Source organism: Micromonospora sp. B11E3 (genome assembly GCF_039871625.1).
Classification (GTDB): Bacteria; Actinomycetota; Actinomycetes; order Mycobacteriales; family Micromonosporaceae; genus Micromonospora.
Map to the genome: position 1 here is coordinate 1 of NZ_JBDPMC010000072.1, position 16,823 is coordinate 16,823.

Here is a 16,823-nt window from a genome sequence, read left to right on the forward strand (position 1 = left end):
ACCGGCCGGAGAGATCCACTTTCACGTGCCCGAGACGGAGATCACCTGACCGCCCAGCAGGAATTCTGCTGTCCGCGAGCAGGGACTCAACTGTCCGCCAACAAGGATTTTTCCGCGTCCGCTAGCAACTCCGGCCTCTTCTCGTCCACAAGCCGCACCATGACTCGGGGCGACCGCTTGCAACGCGGCGCCTCGTCGACCCCGCTCGGGGCAAGCGGAGCAGCCGCGACAGGACGAGTACTCCGATGAACGATCTACGCGCCGCTGTCTGTTGATGGTGGGCGTCCGCCCGCCCGCCGCGTCGCTGGGCCACAGACGCAACCGGCCGCGGCGTCCTCTCGGACGGCGCGGCCGGCAGAAGTGGCGGACAGTCGGCGGATCACGTCTCGGGCGGCTGCTCCTCCTGGCCGACGCCGATGATGCCGACGATCCGCTCCAGGTCGTCGACCGTGGCGAACTCGATGGTGATCTTGCCCTTGCGCTGACCGATGTCGACCTTCACGCGGGTGTCGAAGCGGTCGGAGAGCCGGTCCGCCAGATCGCTGAGGGCCGGGGCCTGCGGCTTGGGACGGCGCTTCCCGGGCGGGGTCTTGGCCGGGCCGTCGGCAAGCGCGAGCGCGACGATCTCCTCGGTCGCCCGTACGGACAGCCCCTCGGCGACGATCCGGGCCGCCAAATGCTCCTGCGCCTCTGCCTCGTCCAGACTCAGCAGCGCGCGGGCGTGACCGGCGGAGAGCACCCCGGCGGCCACCCGGCGCTGGACCTGGGCGGGCAGGTTCAGCAGCCGGATCGTGTTGGAGATCTGCGGGCGGCTCCGGCCGATCCGCCGGGCCAGTTCCTCGTGCGTCGCGCCGAACTCCTCCAGGAGTTGCTGGTACGCGGCAGCCTCCTCCAGCGGGTTGAGGTTCGCCCGGTGGATGTTCTCCAGCAGCGCGTCTCGGAGCATCGCGTCGTCCCGGGTGTCCCGGACGATGGCAGGAATGCTCTCCCGGCCGACCGCCTGGGCCGCCCGCCACCGGCGCTCGCCCATGACGAGCTCGTACTTGTCGGCGTCGAGCGTGCGTACGACGATCGGCTGGAGGAAGCCGACCTCCTGGATGGAGACCTTCAACTCCTCCAGGGCTTCTTCGTCGAAGACCTGCCGGGGCTGCTTCGGGTTCGGCAGGATCGCGTCGACCGGGATCTCGGCGAACCGGGCGCCCGGCACCGGACTGAGCTGAGGCTCGGGTTCCGCGACGGGTGCCTGTGCACCCACCGCCGCCTCAGCAACCGGGGCTGGGGCCCCGCCGACGACATCGGGCGCCGCCGTCATCGTTCCGGTGGGTTGGACCGGCCCGGTGGGGATCAGCGCCCCGAGCCCCTTACCCAGACCGCCCCGAGGACGGTTCTTCATACGACGCCTCCCAGCGACTCGTCGGCACTACGCATTCCGGTTCACCGGCTCTCCTTGACGCCACGCTCGGCGATCTCCTGGGCGGCCTCGAAGTAGCTCGTCGCCCCCCGCGAACCGGGATCGTAGGTCACGACCGACTGGCCGTAGCTCGGCGCCTCGGAGACGCGGACGTTCCGCGGAATGACCGCCTGGAGCACCTTGTCGCCGAAGTGGTTTCGGACGTCCTGCTCCACCGCGTCCGCCAGCCTGGTACGCCGGTCGTACATCGTGAGCAGGATGGTGGAGACCTCGAGCCTCGGGTTGAGGTGCTGGCGAACCAGGTTGATGTTGTTGATGAGCTGGTTCAGCCCCTCCAGCGCGTAGTACTCGCACTGGATCGGGATCAGCACCTCCTGCGCGGCGACCAACGCGTTGACGGTCAGCAGGCCGAGCGACGGCGGGCAGTCGATGAAGACGTAGTCGAATTGGCCGGGGTAGGCAGCGATGGCCCGAGACAGGCGCGACTCCCGCGCCACCACCGACACCAGCTCGATCTCGGCACCGGCCAGGTCGATCGTCGCCGGTACACACCACAGGTTGGGGATGCCCTCGACGCCCTGGGCCACCTCCTCGAGCGGCACGGCGTTGATCAGGCAGTCGTAGACGTCCGGCACCCCGGTGTGGTGCGGGACGTTGAGCCCGGTCGACGCGTTGCCCTGGGGATCGAGGTCGACCACGAGAACCCGGTTACCGTGCAGGGCGAGCGCCACCGCCAGGTTCACCGTGGTCGTGGTCTTACCCACGCCGCCCTTCTGGTTGGCGACGCACATCACCCGGGTCCGTTCGGGACGGGGCATTGTCACCTCGCCACTGGGGTTAAGGATCTGCACGGCGCGCATAGCCTCCATAGCCAACGGTGGGTCATCCTCTTCGCGCGTCGGAGTTTCACGTGAAACGTACGCGGCATCCTCGGGATCGGCGCCGTAGGAGCCGACCGGCGGCGTGTCGGGGACGACAGCGACCTCCGGGGTCGCGTCGGGCACCGCGTACGGCGTCGGTTGCTGCGGCAGCGCCGACGCGGCCGACCGGGACGCCTCATAGCGGACGGCTTCGCGGTGCGCCGGATCCAGCCGCTCGCCTGCCGGGTGGGCAGAGCCGCCCGGACCGCCGTAGATCGGCCCGGAGGAATCGTCCGCCCAAGAGGAATCGGCGGCCCCCGGAACGGCCGAGGGCAACTCGCGATGGACGACCGGGTCGCAGTCGGCCGCGCGTGAACCCGCGCCTCGGGGATGGGTCGACCAGCCGTAGCGGCCGGTTTCACGTGAAACGGGGCCGGCTGCGGAGTGCCCTCCGGGACCGGTCACCCGTGGATCGTCGTACCTGCCGTCGTCATGCACCTGTCATCCCTGCCCGCTCCGGATGGTCGGTCCGCATCCCGTCGTCCTGGCCACGCTCGCTCGCACCACGGAGCCTACGGCCCGGCGGGAACAGCCGGGAACCGGTGGGGACCAGATGCCGCCCGCTCCACACTATCGGCGCGCGGTCAGCCTACGGTGGACAGGCGCGGCCGGTCCACGTCGGGTTGCGGCGCCTCCGGGTGCCCCCGCATCGACCAACGGGCCCGACCTGCGGCGGAAGGCCGACGGAGGCCAAACGGACTGAAAATTCAGCGGCGCCGGCCGCCGCGTGAACGCTTCGATGCCGACCGGGCGCGTGGCGGGGCGACGACCCGCTCCCGAACGATCTCCACGACCGTCGCCGGCGGATCGATCACGCCGACGCCGCAGCGGTGCACGCTGGGCTCGCCGCCACCCAGTCCGGCCACCGCCTCGGCGTGCTCGGCCACCTCGTCGGCGGCGGAGGCACCCTTCATGGCCACCAGGCGCCCGCCGGGCACCGCCAGCGGCAGGCACCAGGCGGCAAGCCGGTCGAGCGGGGCGACCGCCCGGGCGGTGACGATGCCCCCGCTCAGTGGCCCCGTCCCGGTGGACCCGGTCGCCGCCTCCTCGGCGCGGCCCCGGAACACCCGGACCGTCTTCGTCAGGCCCAGGCCCTCCACCGCCTCGACGAGGAACGAGGTACGCCGGGCCAACGGCTCGACGAGCGTCACGGTCAGGTCGGGGCGCGCGATGGCGAGCACCAGGCCCGGCAGGCCGGCGCCCGAGCCCACGTCGAGGACGGTGGAGCCCGCGGGAATCCGCTCCGCCACGGCCGCGCAGTTGAGCAGGTGCCGGTCCCAGATCCGGGGGGCCTCCCGGGGGCCGATCAGGCCGCGGACCACTCCGTCGGTGGCGAGGAGTTCCGCGTACGCGGCGGCCAGGTCGAGCCGGTCGCCGAAGAGCGTACGGGCCGCCCCGGCCAGTTCTGGTGGGAGCGCGGCCACGGTGGGGTCCGGGGCTTGTCCGGACCGCTCGGCCCGGACAGGCGACGGCCCGGGCGGCATGCCACCCGGGCCGGAGACGGCACCAGCCGTGCTGTCGTCGCGGTTCACCCGGTCAGTCCGCCACCGGCCGGACGACGATGCGCCGGTTCGGCTCGACGCCCTCGGACTCGCTCTCGACGCCGCTCATCGCGTTCACCACGTCGTGGACGCACTTGCGCTCGAACGCGGACATCGGCTCCAGCCGCACCGGCTCGCCGTACTCCTTGACCTTCTCCACGGCGTTCTTGGCGACGGCCGCGAGCTCCTTGCGGCGGTTGGCCCGGTATCCACCGACGTCGAGCAGCAGGCGGCTCGGGGTGCCGGTCTGCCGGAACACCGCCAACCGGGCCAGCTCCTGTAGCGCCTCAAGGGTCGCGCCGCGCTGGCCGACGAGGTTCTGGAGCCGGCCGCCAACCACCTCGACCACCGGGCGGCCGCCGGACACCAACTCGTCGATGTCGCCGTCGTAGTCGAGGATGTCGAGCAGTCCCTCCACGTAGTCGGCCGCGATCTCGCTCTGTCGGAACAGCTCGCTCTCGGCCGGCACCTTCTTCTCCGGGGTGCCCGCGCCGGCCTCGACCTCGTCGGCCTCGATGTCCTCGGTGGCCGCGATCGGGTTGGGCTCCTCGTCCACGGACTGGTCAGCGCTGGGAATGCTGGTCTCGGTCACGGTCTCATCTCCGTACTCGCTCGGCCGGACCGTCGGGTCCGCTGGTTTCCCGGGGCCGGCGAGGAATCGCCGGTGCCCACGGGCACGTCTGTACGGGCAGTTTCGCCCGTGACCGCGCTCGGCGCGGCGGTTCCGGCCCGGCGCCTGCCCGATGGGGCGGCTGCCAGAGGCCGTTCCGTCCGCCGCCGGTCGGGCCGGCGGCGGACGGGGGACGAGTTCAGCCCTGGCGCTTGGCCGGGCGGCCCTTCTTCGGGTTGACCGGCTTGGCGCCCGGCTTCGGGGCGGCAACCTTCGGTGCGGCGGCGGGGGCCTGCTTGGCCGGCGCCGGGGCGGCCTTGCGGCCGAACAAACCGCCGCTCTTGGCCGGCTGGGCCGGACCGCGGCCCGCGCCGGCGCCCTTGGCGGGCGTGGTCACCAGCGGCGGGTACTTGCGCAGCACCCACTGCTGCTGCCCGAGCGTGAAGAGGTTGTTCGTGACCCAGTAGATGATCACACCGATCGGGAAGATCGCGCCGGAGACGAGCAGCGACAGCGGGATGCCGTAGAGCATCAGGCGCTGCACCATCCGCTGCTGCGGGTCCTCGGCCCAGCCGGTCTTGAGGATCATCTGGCGGCTGGTGAGGTAGGTGGTGCCCATCATCACCAGGACCAGGATTCCGGCGATCACCTTCACGGTGGTGCCGTTGGCGCCGAGGCGGGCCAGTTCCTCGGCGGTCGAGCCGAACTTGCCGGCGATCGGGGCGGTGAACAGCTTCGCGTGCGAGGCGCTGTCGAACTGCGCGACGGCCCAGCCGTACAGGGTCTTCTTGTCCTCCGCCTTGAACGGGTCGAGGCGGCGCAGCACGTGGAAGAGGCCGAGGAAGACCGGGATCTGGAGGAACATCGGAAGGCAGCCCATCAGCGGGTTGGCCTTTTCCTTCCGGTAGAGCTCCATCATCTCCTTCTGGAGCGTCTCCCGATCACCCTTGTGCTTCTCCTGGAGCTCCTTGACCTTCGGCTGGAGCGCCTGCATGGCCCGCTGGGACTTGATCTGCTTGACGAAGACCGGGAAGAGGATCACCCGGACGGTGACCACCAGGAAGATGATGGCCAGGATCCAGGACCAGTTCGTCCCGATCACCGCGTCAGCGGACACCCCGATGGCGTCCCAAGCCGAGTGCCAGGTCAGCAGGATCCACGAGATCGCGTAGTAGATCCAGTCGAGACTCAATTCTCAGGCTCCAGTCACATCGGCGCGGCGGCGGGCGCCCGGCTCGGGCACCGGGTCGTGTCCACCTGGGTGAAAGGGGTGGCACCGCAGCAACCGCCAGACCGTCAGGCCGGCTCCCCGGATGGCGCCGTGCCGCACCACCGCCTCAAGGGCGTACGCACTGCACGACGGGTAGAACCGACAGCGGGCCGGCAGTGCCGGGCTTATCCAACGACGGTACGCGACGATGGGCCCGATCAGCACCCGGGCACCCAGGCTCGTGGGCCGCGACGCGGCGGAACCGCTGCTCACCGGGATCGCCGCCCCCTGGGCGCCCGGGCGGCGGCGAGCGCCGCGTCGAGGTCGGCACCCAGCCGCGCGTACGACGCCTCGGCCGCAGGCGGGAGCGCGCGTACGACCAGGGTGCTGCCCGGGGGCAGGGCCGACAGCCGCTCGCGGACCAGGTGCCGGAGTCGACGCCGCACCACGTTGCGGACGACGGCGGGGCCGACGGCCTTGGACACGACGAAGCCGGCGCGGGTCGGTGCGAAGGTCTCCTCCGCACCGGCGATCCGCGCCGGCTCAGGCGTCCTGTCCGCCGTGGGACCGGACGCGGGGAGGGTCAGGTGGACTACGACGGAGCCTCGGCCCACGCGCCGGCCACCCCGAACCGCTGCGGCGAAGTCGCTGCTGCGCCGCAGTCGTTGCGCGGCCGCCAGCACGACTGCCCACGTCCCCCCGGACCGGACCCGGTCAGCCTCAGGCCGACAGGCGGGTGCGGCCCTTGGCGCGGCGGGTCGAGATGATGGCACGGCCGGCACGGGTGCGCATGCGCAGCCGGAAACCGTGGGTCTTCGCGCGCCGGCGGTTGTTCGGCTGGTAGGTGCGCTTGCTCACGTCAGGCTCTCCGTTTTCGTACGCCCCGGGCGCGGGACCGCCGGGATCGTGTGGTGGTCCAGGCCACCTCGGCGGTGGCCTCCGATCGGTGCTGCCCGGCAGCGCGAATCCCGGCGATGCGGGAGAATGCCACGCGGACAGCAAGCACACACCACCCTAGCAGAGGGCGGCAGAGCAGCCGCTCCAGCCTACGCAGGGGCGCAATGACCGTCAAACACCTGGACGGCGGGTGCGCGGCGGGTGCCGCGGCCGGGGGCAAAGAGTGACACAGGTGCCCTGAGCACGACCGACGGGGCGGTTTTCGCTGATACCGACAAGGGCGCCAGTCCGTCGGCGGTTGATGTTCCCCGCCCGCCGCTGTTACCGTGCGCGTTTGCGGTCAGCGTCCTCGCCGGGTTCTCTCGTCGGCAGGCAAGACCGGACAGGGCAGTCAATCGTTCGGCACGGTGAACCCGCTTCAGCACCCGTCCAGACAGGGGGCCGGTCCGACCCGCGTCCGGCGGGAGGCCACAATCGGTCGGTACACACAGGCTGTGGATAACTTGTGGATGACGACCGGTCAGCCATCCGGGGCTGGACCAGCGGCGGTCGGGAGCAGAGGCGAGGGGGTGGCACGACGGTGGCCGGTACGACCGACCTTGCCGCGGTGTGGACGGCGACGACCGACGAGCTCGCCGACGAGATCATCTCCGCCCAGCAGCGCGCGTACCTGAGGCTCACCCGGCTCCGCGCGATCGTCGAGGACACCGCACTGCTCTCCGTCCCGGACGCGTTCACCCGGGACGTGATCGAGTCCCGGCTGCGGCCCGCGATCACCGAGGCGCTGACCCGGCGGCTGGGCCGACCGATCCAGGTGGCGGTGACCGTACGGGTCGCCGAGGACGCCTCGGGCCGTCCGGCGGGCACCGTCTACCGCGCCACCGCGGACGCCGGCCCGAACACGCCACCCGGCTACGACTCCCCGCCACCGTACGACGCCCGCGGTTACGAGGGGCCCGGCGGGGGCCGGCCCGAGTCGGAGGCCGCCTTCCCCGTCTCGGGTTACCCAGGGCCGGGTGAGCAGGACCAGGCCCAACCGGGGCGCGCCGAGGGCGACGGCCCCGAGCACGATCCCGCCGGACCGGGCCCGGACGGCGGGCCCCGCCCCCCGGCGGCCGGCGGTCACCGGCCCGGACTCATCCCGGCCAGCCGGGACGCCCAGGAGCCGCTGTTCAGCGCCAGCTTCGCCGACCCGCTGCCGAATTCCCGGCCCGGCCAGGAGCGGCACGGGTTCTCCGATCGTCCCCGGGTCGACCCGGGCGGCGACGCCCACCTCTTCGATTCCCGCTTCCGCGACGGCGCGCCGCCGCAGCGGTTGCCGCGCGACGGCGGCACGGACAGCGGCCCGGGGCGGGGTGGCGTCGACCACAGACCAGGAGTCCGGGACGACCGGCGGCTTCCCGGGGGCGCGGACACCGGCGGCAACCGGCTCAACCCGAAGTACATGTTCGAGACGTTCGTCATCGGCTCGTCCAACCGGTTCGCGCACGCCGCCGCGGTGGCGGTGGCCGAGTCTCCCGCGAAGGCGTACAACCCGCTGTTCATCTACGGCAGCTCGGGGCTGGGCAAGACCCACCTGCTGCACGCCATCGGCCACTACGCCACGACGCTCGGCAACGCCCGCTCGGTCCGGTACGTCTCGACCGAGGAATTCACCAACGACTTCATCAACTCGCTGCGCGACGACAAGACCAGCGCGTTCCAGCGCCGCTACCGGGACGTCGACATCCTGCTGATCGACGACATCCAGTTCCTGGAGAACCGCGAGCGGACCCAGGAGGAGTTCTTCCACACCTTCAACACGCTGCACAACGCCAACAAGCAGATCGTGATCACCTCGGACCGGTCGCCGAAGCAGCTGGCCACCCTGGAGGACCGGCTGCGGACCCGGTTCGAGTGGGGCCTGCTCGCCGACATCCAGCCGCCGGACCTGGAGACCCGGATCGCGATCCTGCAGAAGAAGGCGGCCCAGGAGCGCCTGTTCGCCCCGCCGGACGTGCTGGAGTTCATCGCCTCCCGGGTGTCGAACTCGATCCGGGAACTGGAGGGGGCGCTGATCCGGGTCACCGCGTTCGCCAGCCTCACCCGTTCGACGGTGGAGCTGTCGCTGGCCGAGGAGGTGCTGCGGGACTTCATCCCCGACGGCGCCGGCCCGGAGATCACCGCGGACCAGATCATGGTCTCCACCGCCGACTACTTCGGCGTCAGCCTGGAAGACCTGCGCGGCCATTCCCGGTCTCGGGTGCTGGTCAACGCCCGTCAGGTCGCCATGTACCTGTGTCGTGAGCTGACCGACCTGTCGCTGCCCCGGATCGGGCAGGCGTTCGGCGGGCGGGACCACACCACCGTGATGCACGCCGACCGGAAGATCCGGCAGCAGATGGCGGAGCGCCGCTCGCTCTACAACCAGATCGCCGAGCTGACCAACCGGATCAAGCAGACCACCTGAGCCCGGCACGGGCCGGCGCAACCCCGCCGTGGCACGTCGGTGGCCACGGGGGTTGGCGGCAGGAAAAGGAACATTTCGCCCGGCCAACTCCGTGGTCACCGGTCCACAGCCGGGTGGGCGGCGTCGGCGTACCCGCCGGGTGGTTGACCCTCGACCCGGTCGAGGCCCCACGATCGGGCCGGGACTGTCCACCGCCGGCGCTCGTTGTCCACACCCGGTTTTCCACCGTCGGTGGAAAACCGCCGTGCGCGCATCCCCGGTTACCCACAGCTTGTGGATGAACCCTGGGGACAGCGTGTGGACGCCTGGGGACAACATCACCGTCGTCCACCGGTCGAGGGGGTGGCTGTGGGTTTCCTGTTGAAGGTTCTGGGGACAACGCGGATCTCGTGGGTCCGGCCTGTCCACAGGACTGGGGAGAAAGTCGGTGGATAACCGGTGGACAACCGGTGGACAGCGGTGGACAACTCGGTGGACCGGGCTGCCTGTGGATCGCGAGGCCGGTTGTACCCGGGGTTCTCCACAGGAAAACCACCGGTGAATAACCGGTCTGACCTGCGCGGACGCGAGTTATCCACAGTTTGCACAGGTGCGATGAAGACGATGAGTTATCTCTTTGAAGAGAACAAAAACCAATCATCACCGTTGGACTTCCTGTGGATCGGGTCGGAACGGCCGCCGAGGGCCGGCCGGCACCGACGCGATCCACGGGGTCGGGCGCACAGCCGTTGCCCGCGCGCCCTAAGGTGCGATGGGTACCCGCACGGTCGGGCGAGATGGTGAACAGCGGTCGGCATGAGAGAGTTGTCGTCGACGTCGACGCGGAGGCATTGATGAAGTTCCGAGTGGAGCGCGACGCGCTCGCCGAGGCCGTGGCGTGGACCGCGAAGAGCCTGCCCAACCGGCCGTCCGTACCGGTGCTGGCCGGCGTGATGCTCCGCGTCACCGACGGCAACCTGCAGGTCTCCGGGTTCGACTACGAGGTCTCCAGCCAGGTGACGGTCGAGGTGCAGGGTGACGCGGACGGCGCGGCCCTGGTTTCCGGCCGGCTGCTTGCCGAGATCACCAAGGCGCTCCCGGCCAAGCCGGTGGACATTGCCGCGGTGGGCGCGCACCTCGAGCTGGTCTGCGGCAGCGCCCGGTTCACCCTGCCCACCATGCCGGTGGAGGACTACCCGACCCTGCCCGAGATGCCGGAGAGCACCGGCACGGTCGAGGCCGCCGCGTTCGCCGCGGCCGTCGCCCAGGTCGCCGTGGCCGCGGGCCGGGACGAGACGCTGCCGATGATGACCGGTGTGCGCATCGAGCTGAACGGCGGCACGCTCGCCATGCTCGCCACCGACCGGTACCGGCTCGCCCTGCGCGAGATGGAGTGGACCCCGGACGACCCCGAGGTGAGCATCAACGCCCTGGTGCCCGCCCGGACGCTGCACGACACCGCCAAGGCCCTCGGCCCGCTCGGCGGCCAGGTGACCATGGCCCTGTCCCAGGGCGCCGCAGGCGAGGGCATGATCGGCTTCTCGGGCGGCACCCGGCGCACCACCAGCCGGCTGCTCGACGGCGCCAACTACCCGCCGGTGCGCTCGCTGTTCCCCAGCACCCACAACGCCGAGGCCCGGGTGCCGGTGAGCACCCTCATCGAGGTCGTCAAGCGGGTCGCCCTGGTGGCCGACCGCGCCACCCCGGTGCTGCTCAGCTTCAGCTCCGACGGGCTGGTCGTCGAGGCCGGCGGCACGGAGGAGGCCCGGGCCAGCGAGGCCATGGAGGCGACCTTCACCGGTGAGCCGCTGACCATCGGCTTCAACCCGCAGTACCTGATCGACGGCCTGACCAACCTGAACGCCCAGTTCGCGCTGCTGTCGTTCGTCGACGCCTTCAAGCCGGCGGTGCTCTGCCCGGCCGGGGAGGATGGCGAGGTCATTCCTGGGTACCGGTACCTCATCATGCCGATCCGCGTCTCCCGCTGATCGTGCTCCCCCTGACCCAGACGCAGCGGAGGTAGGAACACATGCAGCTCGGCCTGGTAGGACTCGGCCGGATGGGCGGCAACATGCGCGAGCGGCTACGCGCCGCCGGGCACGAGGTCGTGGGCTTTGACCAGAACGCGGAGCTGAGCGACGTCGCGAGCCTGGCCGAACTGGCGGAGAAGCTCGAGTCGCCGCGCGCGGTCTGGGTGATGGTGCCGGCCGGCGTGACCGACGCGACCATCGACGAGCTCGCCGCGGTGCTGGGCGAGGGCGACATCATCATCGACGGCGGCAACTCGCGGTTCAGCGATGATGCCCCCCGCGCCGAGCGCCTGCACGAGCAGGGCATCGGCTACCTCGACGTCGGTGTCTCCGGCGGCGTCTGGGGCAAGCAGAACGGGTACGCCCTGATGGTCGGCGGCGCGCAGGAGCACGTCGACCGGCTGATGCCGATCTTCAGCGCGCTCAAGCCCGAGGGCGAGTTCGGCTTCGTGCACGCCGGCCCGGTCGGCGCCGGCCACTACGCCAAGATGGTGCACAACGGCATCGAGTACGGCCTGATGCACGCCTACGCCGAGGGCTACGAGCTGCTCGCCAAGTCCGAGCTGGTGACCAACGTGCCGGGCGTGTTCAAGTCCTGGCGCGAGGGCACGGTCGTCCGCTCCTGGCTGCTCGACCTGCTGGACCGGGCGCTGGACGAGGACCCGGAGCTGGCCGAGCTGAGCAGCTACACCGAGGACACGGGCGAGGGCCGGTGGACGGTCGACGAGGCCGTCCGGCTCGCCGTGCCGCTGAACGTCATCGCCGCGTCGCTGTTCGCCCGGTTCGCCTCCCGGCAGGACGACTCGCCCGCGATGAAGGCCGTCGCCGCGCTGCGGCAGCAGTTCGGCGGGCACGCCGTCGTCCGGCGCAAGAGCTGACCGGTATCCACAGCCTGTGTACGTCCGCCGGCTCGAACTGGTCGACTTCCGCTCGTACGAGCGGGTCGGTGTCGATCTTGAGCCGGGGCCGAACGTCCTGATCGGCGCCAACGGCGTCGGCAAGACCAACCTCGTCGAGGCGCTGGGCTACGTGGCGACCCTGGACTCGCACCGGGTCGCCACGGACGCCCCCCTGGTCCGGATGGGCGCGTCGTCGGCGGTGATCCGCTGCGCCGTGGTGCACGAGGGGCGCGAGCTGCTGGTCGAGCTGGAGATCGTTCCCGGCAAGGCCAACCGGGCCCGGCTGGGGCGCTCGCCGGCGCGGCGGGCCCGGGACGTGCTCGGCGCGCTGCGGCTGGTGCTGTTCGCCCCGGAGGACCTGGAACTCGTCCGGGGCGACCCGGCCGAACGTCGCCGCTACCTCGACGACCTGCTGGTCAGCCGGCAGCCCCGGTACGCCGGGGTGCGCGCCGACTACGAGCGGGTGGTCAAGCAGCGCAACGCCCTGCTGCGCACCGCGTACCTGGCCCGTAAGACCGGCGGGTCGCGGGGCGGCGACCTGTCCACGCTCGCGGTCTGGGACACCCATCTCGCCCGGCACGGCGCCGAGCTGCTCGCCGGCCGGCTGGACCTGGTCGCCGCGCTCGGGCCGCACGTCGCCAAGGCGTACGACGCGGTCGCCGCCGGGCGCGGCGCGGCGGGGATCGCGTACCGGCCGTCGCTGGAGCTGCCCGACCCCGTGCCGGACCGGGCGGCGCTGGCCGAGGCGCTGCTCGCGGCGCTCGCCGAGTCCCGGTCCGCCGAGGTCGAGCGGGGCATGACCCTGGTCGGCCCGCACCGTGACGACCTGGCCCTCACCCTCGGCCCGCTGCCCGCCAAGGGGTACGCCAGCCACGGCGAGTCCTGGTCGTTCGCGCTGGCGCTGCGCCTGGCCGGGTACGACCTGCTGCGCTCGGACGGCATCGAGCCGGTGCTGGTGCTCGACGACGTCTTCGCGGAGCTGGACGCCGGCCGGCGGGAACGGCTGGCGGAGCTGGCCGGCGGGGCGGCCCAGCTGCTGGTGACCTGTGCCGTGGACGACGACGTGCCCGCCGGCCTGCGGGGCGTCCGGTACCAGGTGGGCGAGGGGACGGTGCGCCGTGCCGGCTGAGCCGAAGCGCCCGCCGTCGGGTGATCCGCAGCCGGCCCCCGATGTGGCCGCCGGTGCCTCCGGCCCCGAGCTGGCCCGCGCCGTGCTGGACGCCGCGAAGGCCCGGCGGGAGGCGGCGGCCAGGACCCGTCGGCGCAGCGTCGTGTCGGGTGACGGCGGGGGCGAGCGGCGGCTGCGCGGCTACTCCGGCCCGGGGCCGGACCCGCGTGACCCGCAGCCGCTCGGCGCGGTGCTGGCCAAGCTGGTCAAGGCGCGGGGCTGGGAGCAGCCGGCCGCCGAGGCGACGGTCTTCGGTTCGTGGGAGCGGGTGGTCGGGCCGGAGGTGGCCCAGCACAGCCGCCCGGTCAAGCTGGAGGACGGCGAGCTCACCGTGGAGGCCCGGTCCACCGCCTGGGCCACGCAGCTGCGGCTGCTCGCTGGCTCGCTGTTGCAGCAGATCGCCCGCGAGGTGGGGCACAACGTGGTGCGCAAGCTGCACATCCATGGCCCCGCCGCGCCGTCCTGGTCGAAGGGGCCGCGCCGCGTCCGCGGCCGGGGGCCCCGCGACACGTACGGCTGACCGCGCCGGCGGCCGGCCGGACGGGTCGGCGGGGGAAGCGGGCGACCGACCCGTCAGGCGTCGGCGTAGACGGCGAAGCCGCGGTCGGCGCAGCGCCGGTAGAACGCGGCCAGCACCCCCAGCTCCGCGCAGGTGAAGTTCCACTGCGGGGGGTCGCCGTTCTCGTCGCGCAGCCCGTCGAGCCGGCTGTCGAGCCAGCGCAGCTGCTGCTCGGCCAGGCGGCCGTCGGACAGCAGGCCACGTAGCACGGTGCTGACCGACTCGAAGGTGACCGCCTCGCCGTGGGGGCGGTGCCCCGCGACGAAGCGCTCGATTCCCCCTGCGATCCAGGCGCAGCCGTCCGGGTCGATCACCGGGTCCTCGTCCTCGGCGGCCGCGTCCGTGGCGTACAACACATTCTCCAGGCCGAGCAGGAGGTCGACCAGTTCGGTGTACGCGGTCGCCCGGACGGTTCCGGTCTTGGCGATGTGTTCCGCGAGGGCGGCGGTCGGCGCCGAGATCCGCGGCATGTCGACGATCTCGCCGAAGTCGACGAAGTCGGCCGGCGCGACCGGGTCGTAGAAGCGGCCGGTCCGCGGCCAGTGCACCGCGACGTTGTCCAGCCCCATCTGGCGTCACCCCTTGAGAGCATGTGTGGAAGCGTCCGCGTCGATGGTCCGGTTCCGACCGGGAAAGATCAAGACCGGCCGTCAGGAGCTTTTCGCGAAGGTGTGTCGCCGGCGGTTTCCGGGCGGCCCCGCCCTGGGCACCCATCGCCTTCCGGCAGCGGCGCCGCCTCCCGATGAGGGCATCGCGTGTAGGGGGAGTCGCGGGGGGCGCAGTTCGGCCGGCTACGGAGTTCTCAGCCGCCGCGCAGGGGTGCCGAGTGGCGCTTCTGTCGTTGGCGCACAGTAAGATTGACGGTGAGACGAAGACCCGACACGGAGCGACGGACACGGGCCCGCCAAGGGCCCGCGATCATTGTCCCACGTCGGGTCGAGCCGATCGCGATCCGCGGGCAACCGCGGCGACCGGCGCATCGGCCCGTACCCCGGTTTGCTTCCGGTGTCGGTCCGCGCGCCGACGTCGCGTCCTGTCCGCCGAACCCGCGCCCGACGCGCCGCTTGCGGCGCCGACGGCGCGAGAAAGTGGCCGAGGGTGGCAGCGCAGGACAAGCAGGAGTACGGCGCAGAGTCGATCACCGTTCTCGAGGGGCTTGAGGCGGTCCGCAAGCGGCCCGGCATGTACATCGGGTCGACCGGTGAGCGTGGTCTGCACCACCTGGTGTGGGAGGTCGTGGACAACGCGGTCGACGAGGCGCTGGCCGGGTACTGCGACACCATCGACGTGGTGCTGCTGGCCGACGGCGGCGTCCGGGTGACCGACAACGGCCGCGGCTTCCCGGTCGACCTGCACCCCAAGTTGAAGAAGCCCGGTGTGGAGGTCGCGCTGACCGTGCTGCACGCCGGCGGCAAGTTCGACGGCAAGGCGTACGCCGTCTCCGGCGGCCTGCACGGCGTCGGCGTGTCCGTCGTGAACGCCCTCTCCACCCGGATGGCGGTGGAGATCCACAAGTCGGGCTTCGTCTGGCGGCAGCAGTACACCAACTCGAAGCCGACGCCGCTGGAGAAGGGCGAGGCCACCGACCGCACCGGCTCGGCCGTCTCGTTCTGGCCCGACCCGGACGTCTTCGAGACCGTCGACTTCGACTTCCAGACCATCTACCGCCGCCTCCAGGAGATGGCGTTCCTCAACCGCGGTGTGACCATCCACCTCCTGGACGAGCGGTTCCAGGACGAGGACGGCAAGCCGCGCGAGGTCACCTTCTGCTACCAGGGTGGTATCGCCGACTTCGTCCGCCACCTCAACGCCTCGAAGAACCCGATCCACCGCACGGTGGTGGAGTTCGGTGCCGAGGAGGAGGGCATGTCGGTCGAGATCGCCATGCAGTGGAACGAGTCGTACGGCGAGTCGGTCTACACCTTCGCGAACACGATCAACACCCACGAGGGCGGCACCCACGAGGAGGGCTTCCGCGCCGCGCTGACCAGCGTCGTCAACCGGTACGGGACGGACCGCAAGCTGCTCAAGGGCGACGAGAAGCTCTCCGGCGAGGACATCCGCGAGGGGCTGGCCACGATCATCTCGGTCAAGCTGGCCAACCCGCAGTTCGAGGGTCAGACCAAGACCAAGCTGGGCAACACCCCGGTCAAGAGCTTCGTGCAGCGGGTCTGCAACGAGTGGCTGGTGGACTGGTTCGACCGGAACCCGGCCGAAGCGAAGATCATCATCCAGAAGGCGTCCCAGGCCGCCCGCGCCCGGATCGCCGCCCAGCAGGCCCGCAAGCTGGCCCGCCGCAAGTCGCTGCTGGAGTCCGGCTCGATGCCGGGCAAGCTGGCCGACTGCCAGTCCACCGACCCGCGCGAGTCGGAGGTCTTCATCGTCGAGGGCGACTCGGCCGGCGGCTCCGCCAAGCAGGGCCGGGACCCGCGTACCCAGGCGATCCTGCCGATCCGCGGCAAGATCCTGAACGTGGAGAAGGCCCGGATCGACCGGGTGCTGAAGAACAACGAGGTCCAGGCGCTGATCACCGCGCTGGGCACGGGCATCCACGACGACTTCGACATCGAGAAGCTGCGGTACCACAAGATCGTGCTGATGGCCGACGCCGACGTCGACGGCCAGCACATCCAGACGCTGCTGCTGACCCTGCTGTTCCGCTTCATGCGCCCGCTGGTCGAGTTGGGGCACGTCTACCTGGCCGCCCCGCCGCTCTACAAGATCAAGTGGAACAAGAAGGGCGACGACGCGCAGTACGCGTACTCGGACCGGGAGCGGGACGGGCTCATCGCGCTGCGCCAGCAGAAGAAGCCGAACGCCCGGCCGGACGACATCCAGCGGTTCAAGGGTCTCGGCGAGATGAACTACCCGGAGCTGTGGGAGACCACGATGAATCCGGCCACCCGCACGCTGCGTCAGGTCACGCTCGACGACGCGGCGGTCGCCGACGAACTGTTCAGCGTGCTGATGGGTGAGGACGTCGAGGCGCGCCGCTCGTTCATCCAGCGCAACGCCAAGGACGTCCGCTTCCTGGACATCTGACGGGCCGGCGGGCCGTTCGCCGGACGGCCCGCCGATCCACAGAGTTATCCACAGCGTGGCCGGTTTCCACAGCCGTTATCCACAGCACGAAAACGACTCTCAGTCTGA

General features: G+C 71.3%; 15 protein-coding genes. 6 read left to right on the forward strand and 9 right to left on the reverse strand.

Annotated elements, in window-relative coordinates:
- Positions 1-379 precede the first annotated feature (379 nt).
- The 8 genes from ABGB16_RS26780 to rpmH all read right to left on the reverse strand — a co-directional run bounded on the left by ABGB16_RS26780 (position 380) and on the right by rpmH (position 6,550).
- Positions 380-1,393 (reverse strand): ParB/RepB/Spo0J family partition protein, encoded by a 1,014-nt coding sequence (locus ABGB16_RS26780; RefSeq protein ID WP_347670856.1) that lies wholly within the window; start codon positions 1,391-1,393, stop codon positions 380-382.
- Between the two features lie 41 nt (positions 1,394-1,434).
- Complete coding sequence (locus tag ABGB16_RS26785; protein WP_347670857.1) at positions 1,435-2,769, reverse strand: AAA family ATPase; 1,335 nt, start codon at positions 2,767-2,769, stop codon at positions 1,435-1,437.
- Positions 2,770-3,038: 269 nt separating this feature from the next.
- Positions 3,039-3,863 (reverse strand): 16S rRNA (guanine(527)-N(7))-methyltransferase RsmG, encoded by an 825-nt coding sequence (gene rsmG / locus ABGB16_RS26790; RefSeq protein ID WP_347670858.1) that lies wholly within the window; start codon positions 3,861-3,863, stop codon positions 3,039-3,041.
- 4 nt (positions 3,864-3,867) lie between these two features.
- Positions 3,868-4,464 carry a R3H domain-containing nucleic acid-binding protein gene (locus tag ABGB16_RS26795; RefSeq protein WP_347670859.1) on the reverse strand — a complete coding sequence of 199 codons (597 nt, stop codon included), beginning with the start codon at positions 4,462-4,464 and terminating at the stop codon, positions 3,868-3,870.
- A 217-nt stretch (positions 4,465-4,681) separates the two neighbouring features.
- Positions 4,682-5,674 (reverse strand): membrane protein insertase YidC, encoded by a 993-nt coding sequence (yidC, locus tag ABGB16_RS26800; RefSeq protein ID WP_347670860.1) that lies wholly within the window; start codon positions 5,672-5,674, stop codon positions 4,682-4,684.
- A gap of 3 nt (positions 5,675-5,677) precedes the next feature.
- Positions 5,678-5,917 (reverse strand): membrane protein insertion efficiency factor YidD, encoded by a 240-nt coding sequence (gene yidD, locus ABGB16_RS26805; RefSeq protein ID WP_347670861.1) that lies wholly within the window; start codon positions 5,915-5,917, stop codon positions 5,678-5,680.
- A 44-nt stretch (positions 5,918-5,961) separates the two neighbouring features.
- Positions 5,962-6,375, reverse strand: a complete 414-nt coding sequence (gene rnpA, locus ABGB16_RS26810) for a ribonuclease P protein component (RefSeq protein WP_347670862.1) — start codon at positions 6,373-6,375, stop codon at positions 5,962-5,964.
- Between the two features lie 37 nt (positions 6,376-6,412).
- A complete protein-coding gene (gene rpmH, locus ABGB16_RS26815; RefSeq protein ID WP_074478258.1) occupies positions 6,413-6,550 on the reverse strand; it encodes a 50S ribosomal protein L34 in 138 nt (45 codons plus the stop codon).
- Positions 6,551-7,169: 619 nt separating this feature from the next.
- On the opposite strand from rpmH, the gene dnaA reads away from it, so the two are divergent.
- The 5 genes from dnaA to ABGB16_RS26840 all read left to right on the forward strand — a co-directional run bounded on the left by dnaA (position 7,170) and on the right by ABGB16_RS26840 (position 13,634).
- On the forward strand, positions 7,170-9,038 hold the full coding sequence (dnaA, locus tag ABGB16_RS26820) for a chromosomal replication initiator protein DnaA (RefSeq protein ID WP_347670863.1): 1,869 nt from the start codon (positions 7,170-7,172) through the stop codon (positions 9,036-9,038).
- A gap of 833 nt (positions 9,039-9,871) precedes the next feature.
- Positions 9,872-11,005, forward strand: coding sequence for a DNA polymerase III subunit beta (gene dnaN / locus ABGB16_RS26825; protein WP_347670864.1), 1,134 nt, complete (start codon positions 9,872-9,874; stop codon positions 11,003-11,005).
- A gap of 41 nt (positions 11,006-11,046) precedes the next feature.
- Positions 11,047-11,925 (forward strand): phosphogluconate dehydrogenase (NAD(+)-dependent, decarboxylating), encoded by an 879-nt coding sequence (gene gnd, locus ABGB16_RS26830; protein WP_347670865.1) that lies wholly within the window; start codon positions 11,047-11,049, stop codon positions 11,923-11,925.
- A gap of 16 nt (positions 11,926-11,941) precedes the next feature.
- Positions 11,942-13,075, forward strand: coding sequence for a DNA replication/repair protein RecF (gene recF / locus ABGB16_RS26835; RefSeq protein WP_347670866.1), 1,134 nt, complete (start codon positions 11,942-11,944; stop codon positions 13,073-13,075).
- A gap of 43 nt (positions 13,076-13,118) precedes the next feature.
- A complete protein-coding gene (locus ABGB16_RS26840) occupies positions 13,119-13,634 on the forward strand; it encodes a DciA family protein (protein ID WP_347670882.1) in 516 nt (171 codons plus the stop codon).
- A 53-nt stretch (positions 13,635-13,687) separates the two neighbouring features.
- Here the strand turns inward: ABGB16_RS26840 and ABGB16_RS26845 are convergent, their stop codons facing one another.
- The gene (locus tag ABGB16_RS26845; RefSeq protein ID WP_347670867.1) at positions 13,688-14,242 is read right to left on the reverse strand and encodes a hypothetical protein; all 555 of its coding nucleotides are present in this window, start codon (positions 14,240-14,242) and stop codon (positions 13,688-13,690) included.
- Positions 14,243-14,771: 529 nt separating this feature from the next.
- Here ABGB16_RS26845 and gyrB point away from each other — a divergent pair.
- Entirely contained in the window at positions 14,772-16,715 is a 1,944-nt protein-coding gene (gene gyrB / locus ABGB16_RS26850) for a DNA topoisomerase (ATP-hydrolyzing) subunit B (RefSeq protein WP_347670868.1), read from the forward strand.
- Positions 16,716-16,823: the final 108 nt, after the last annotated feature.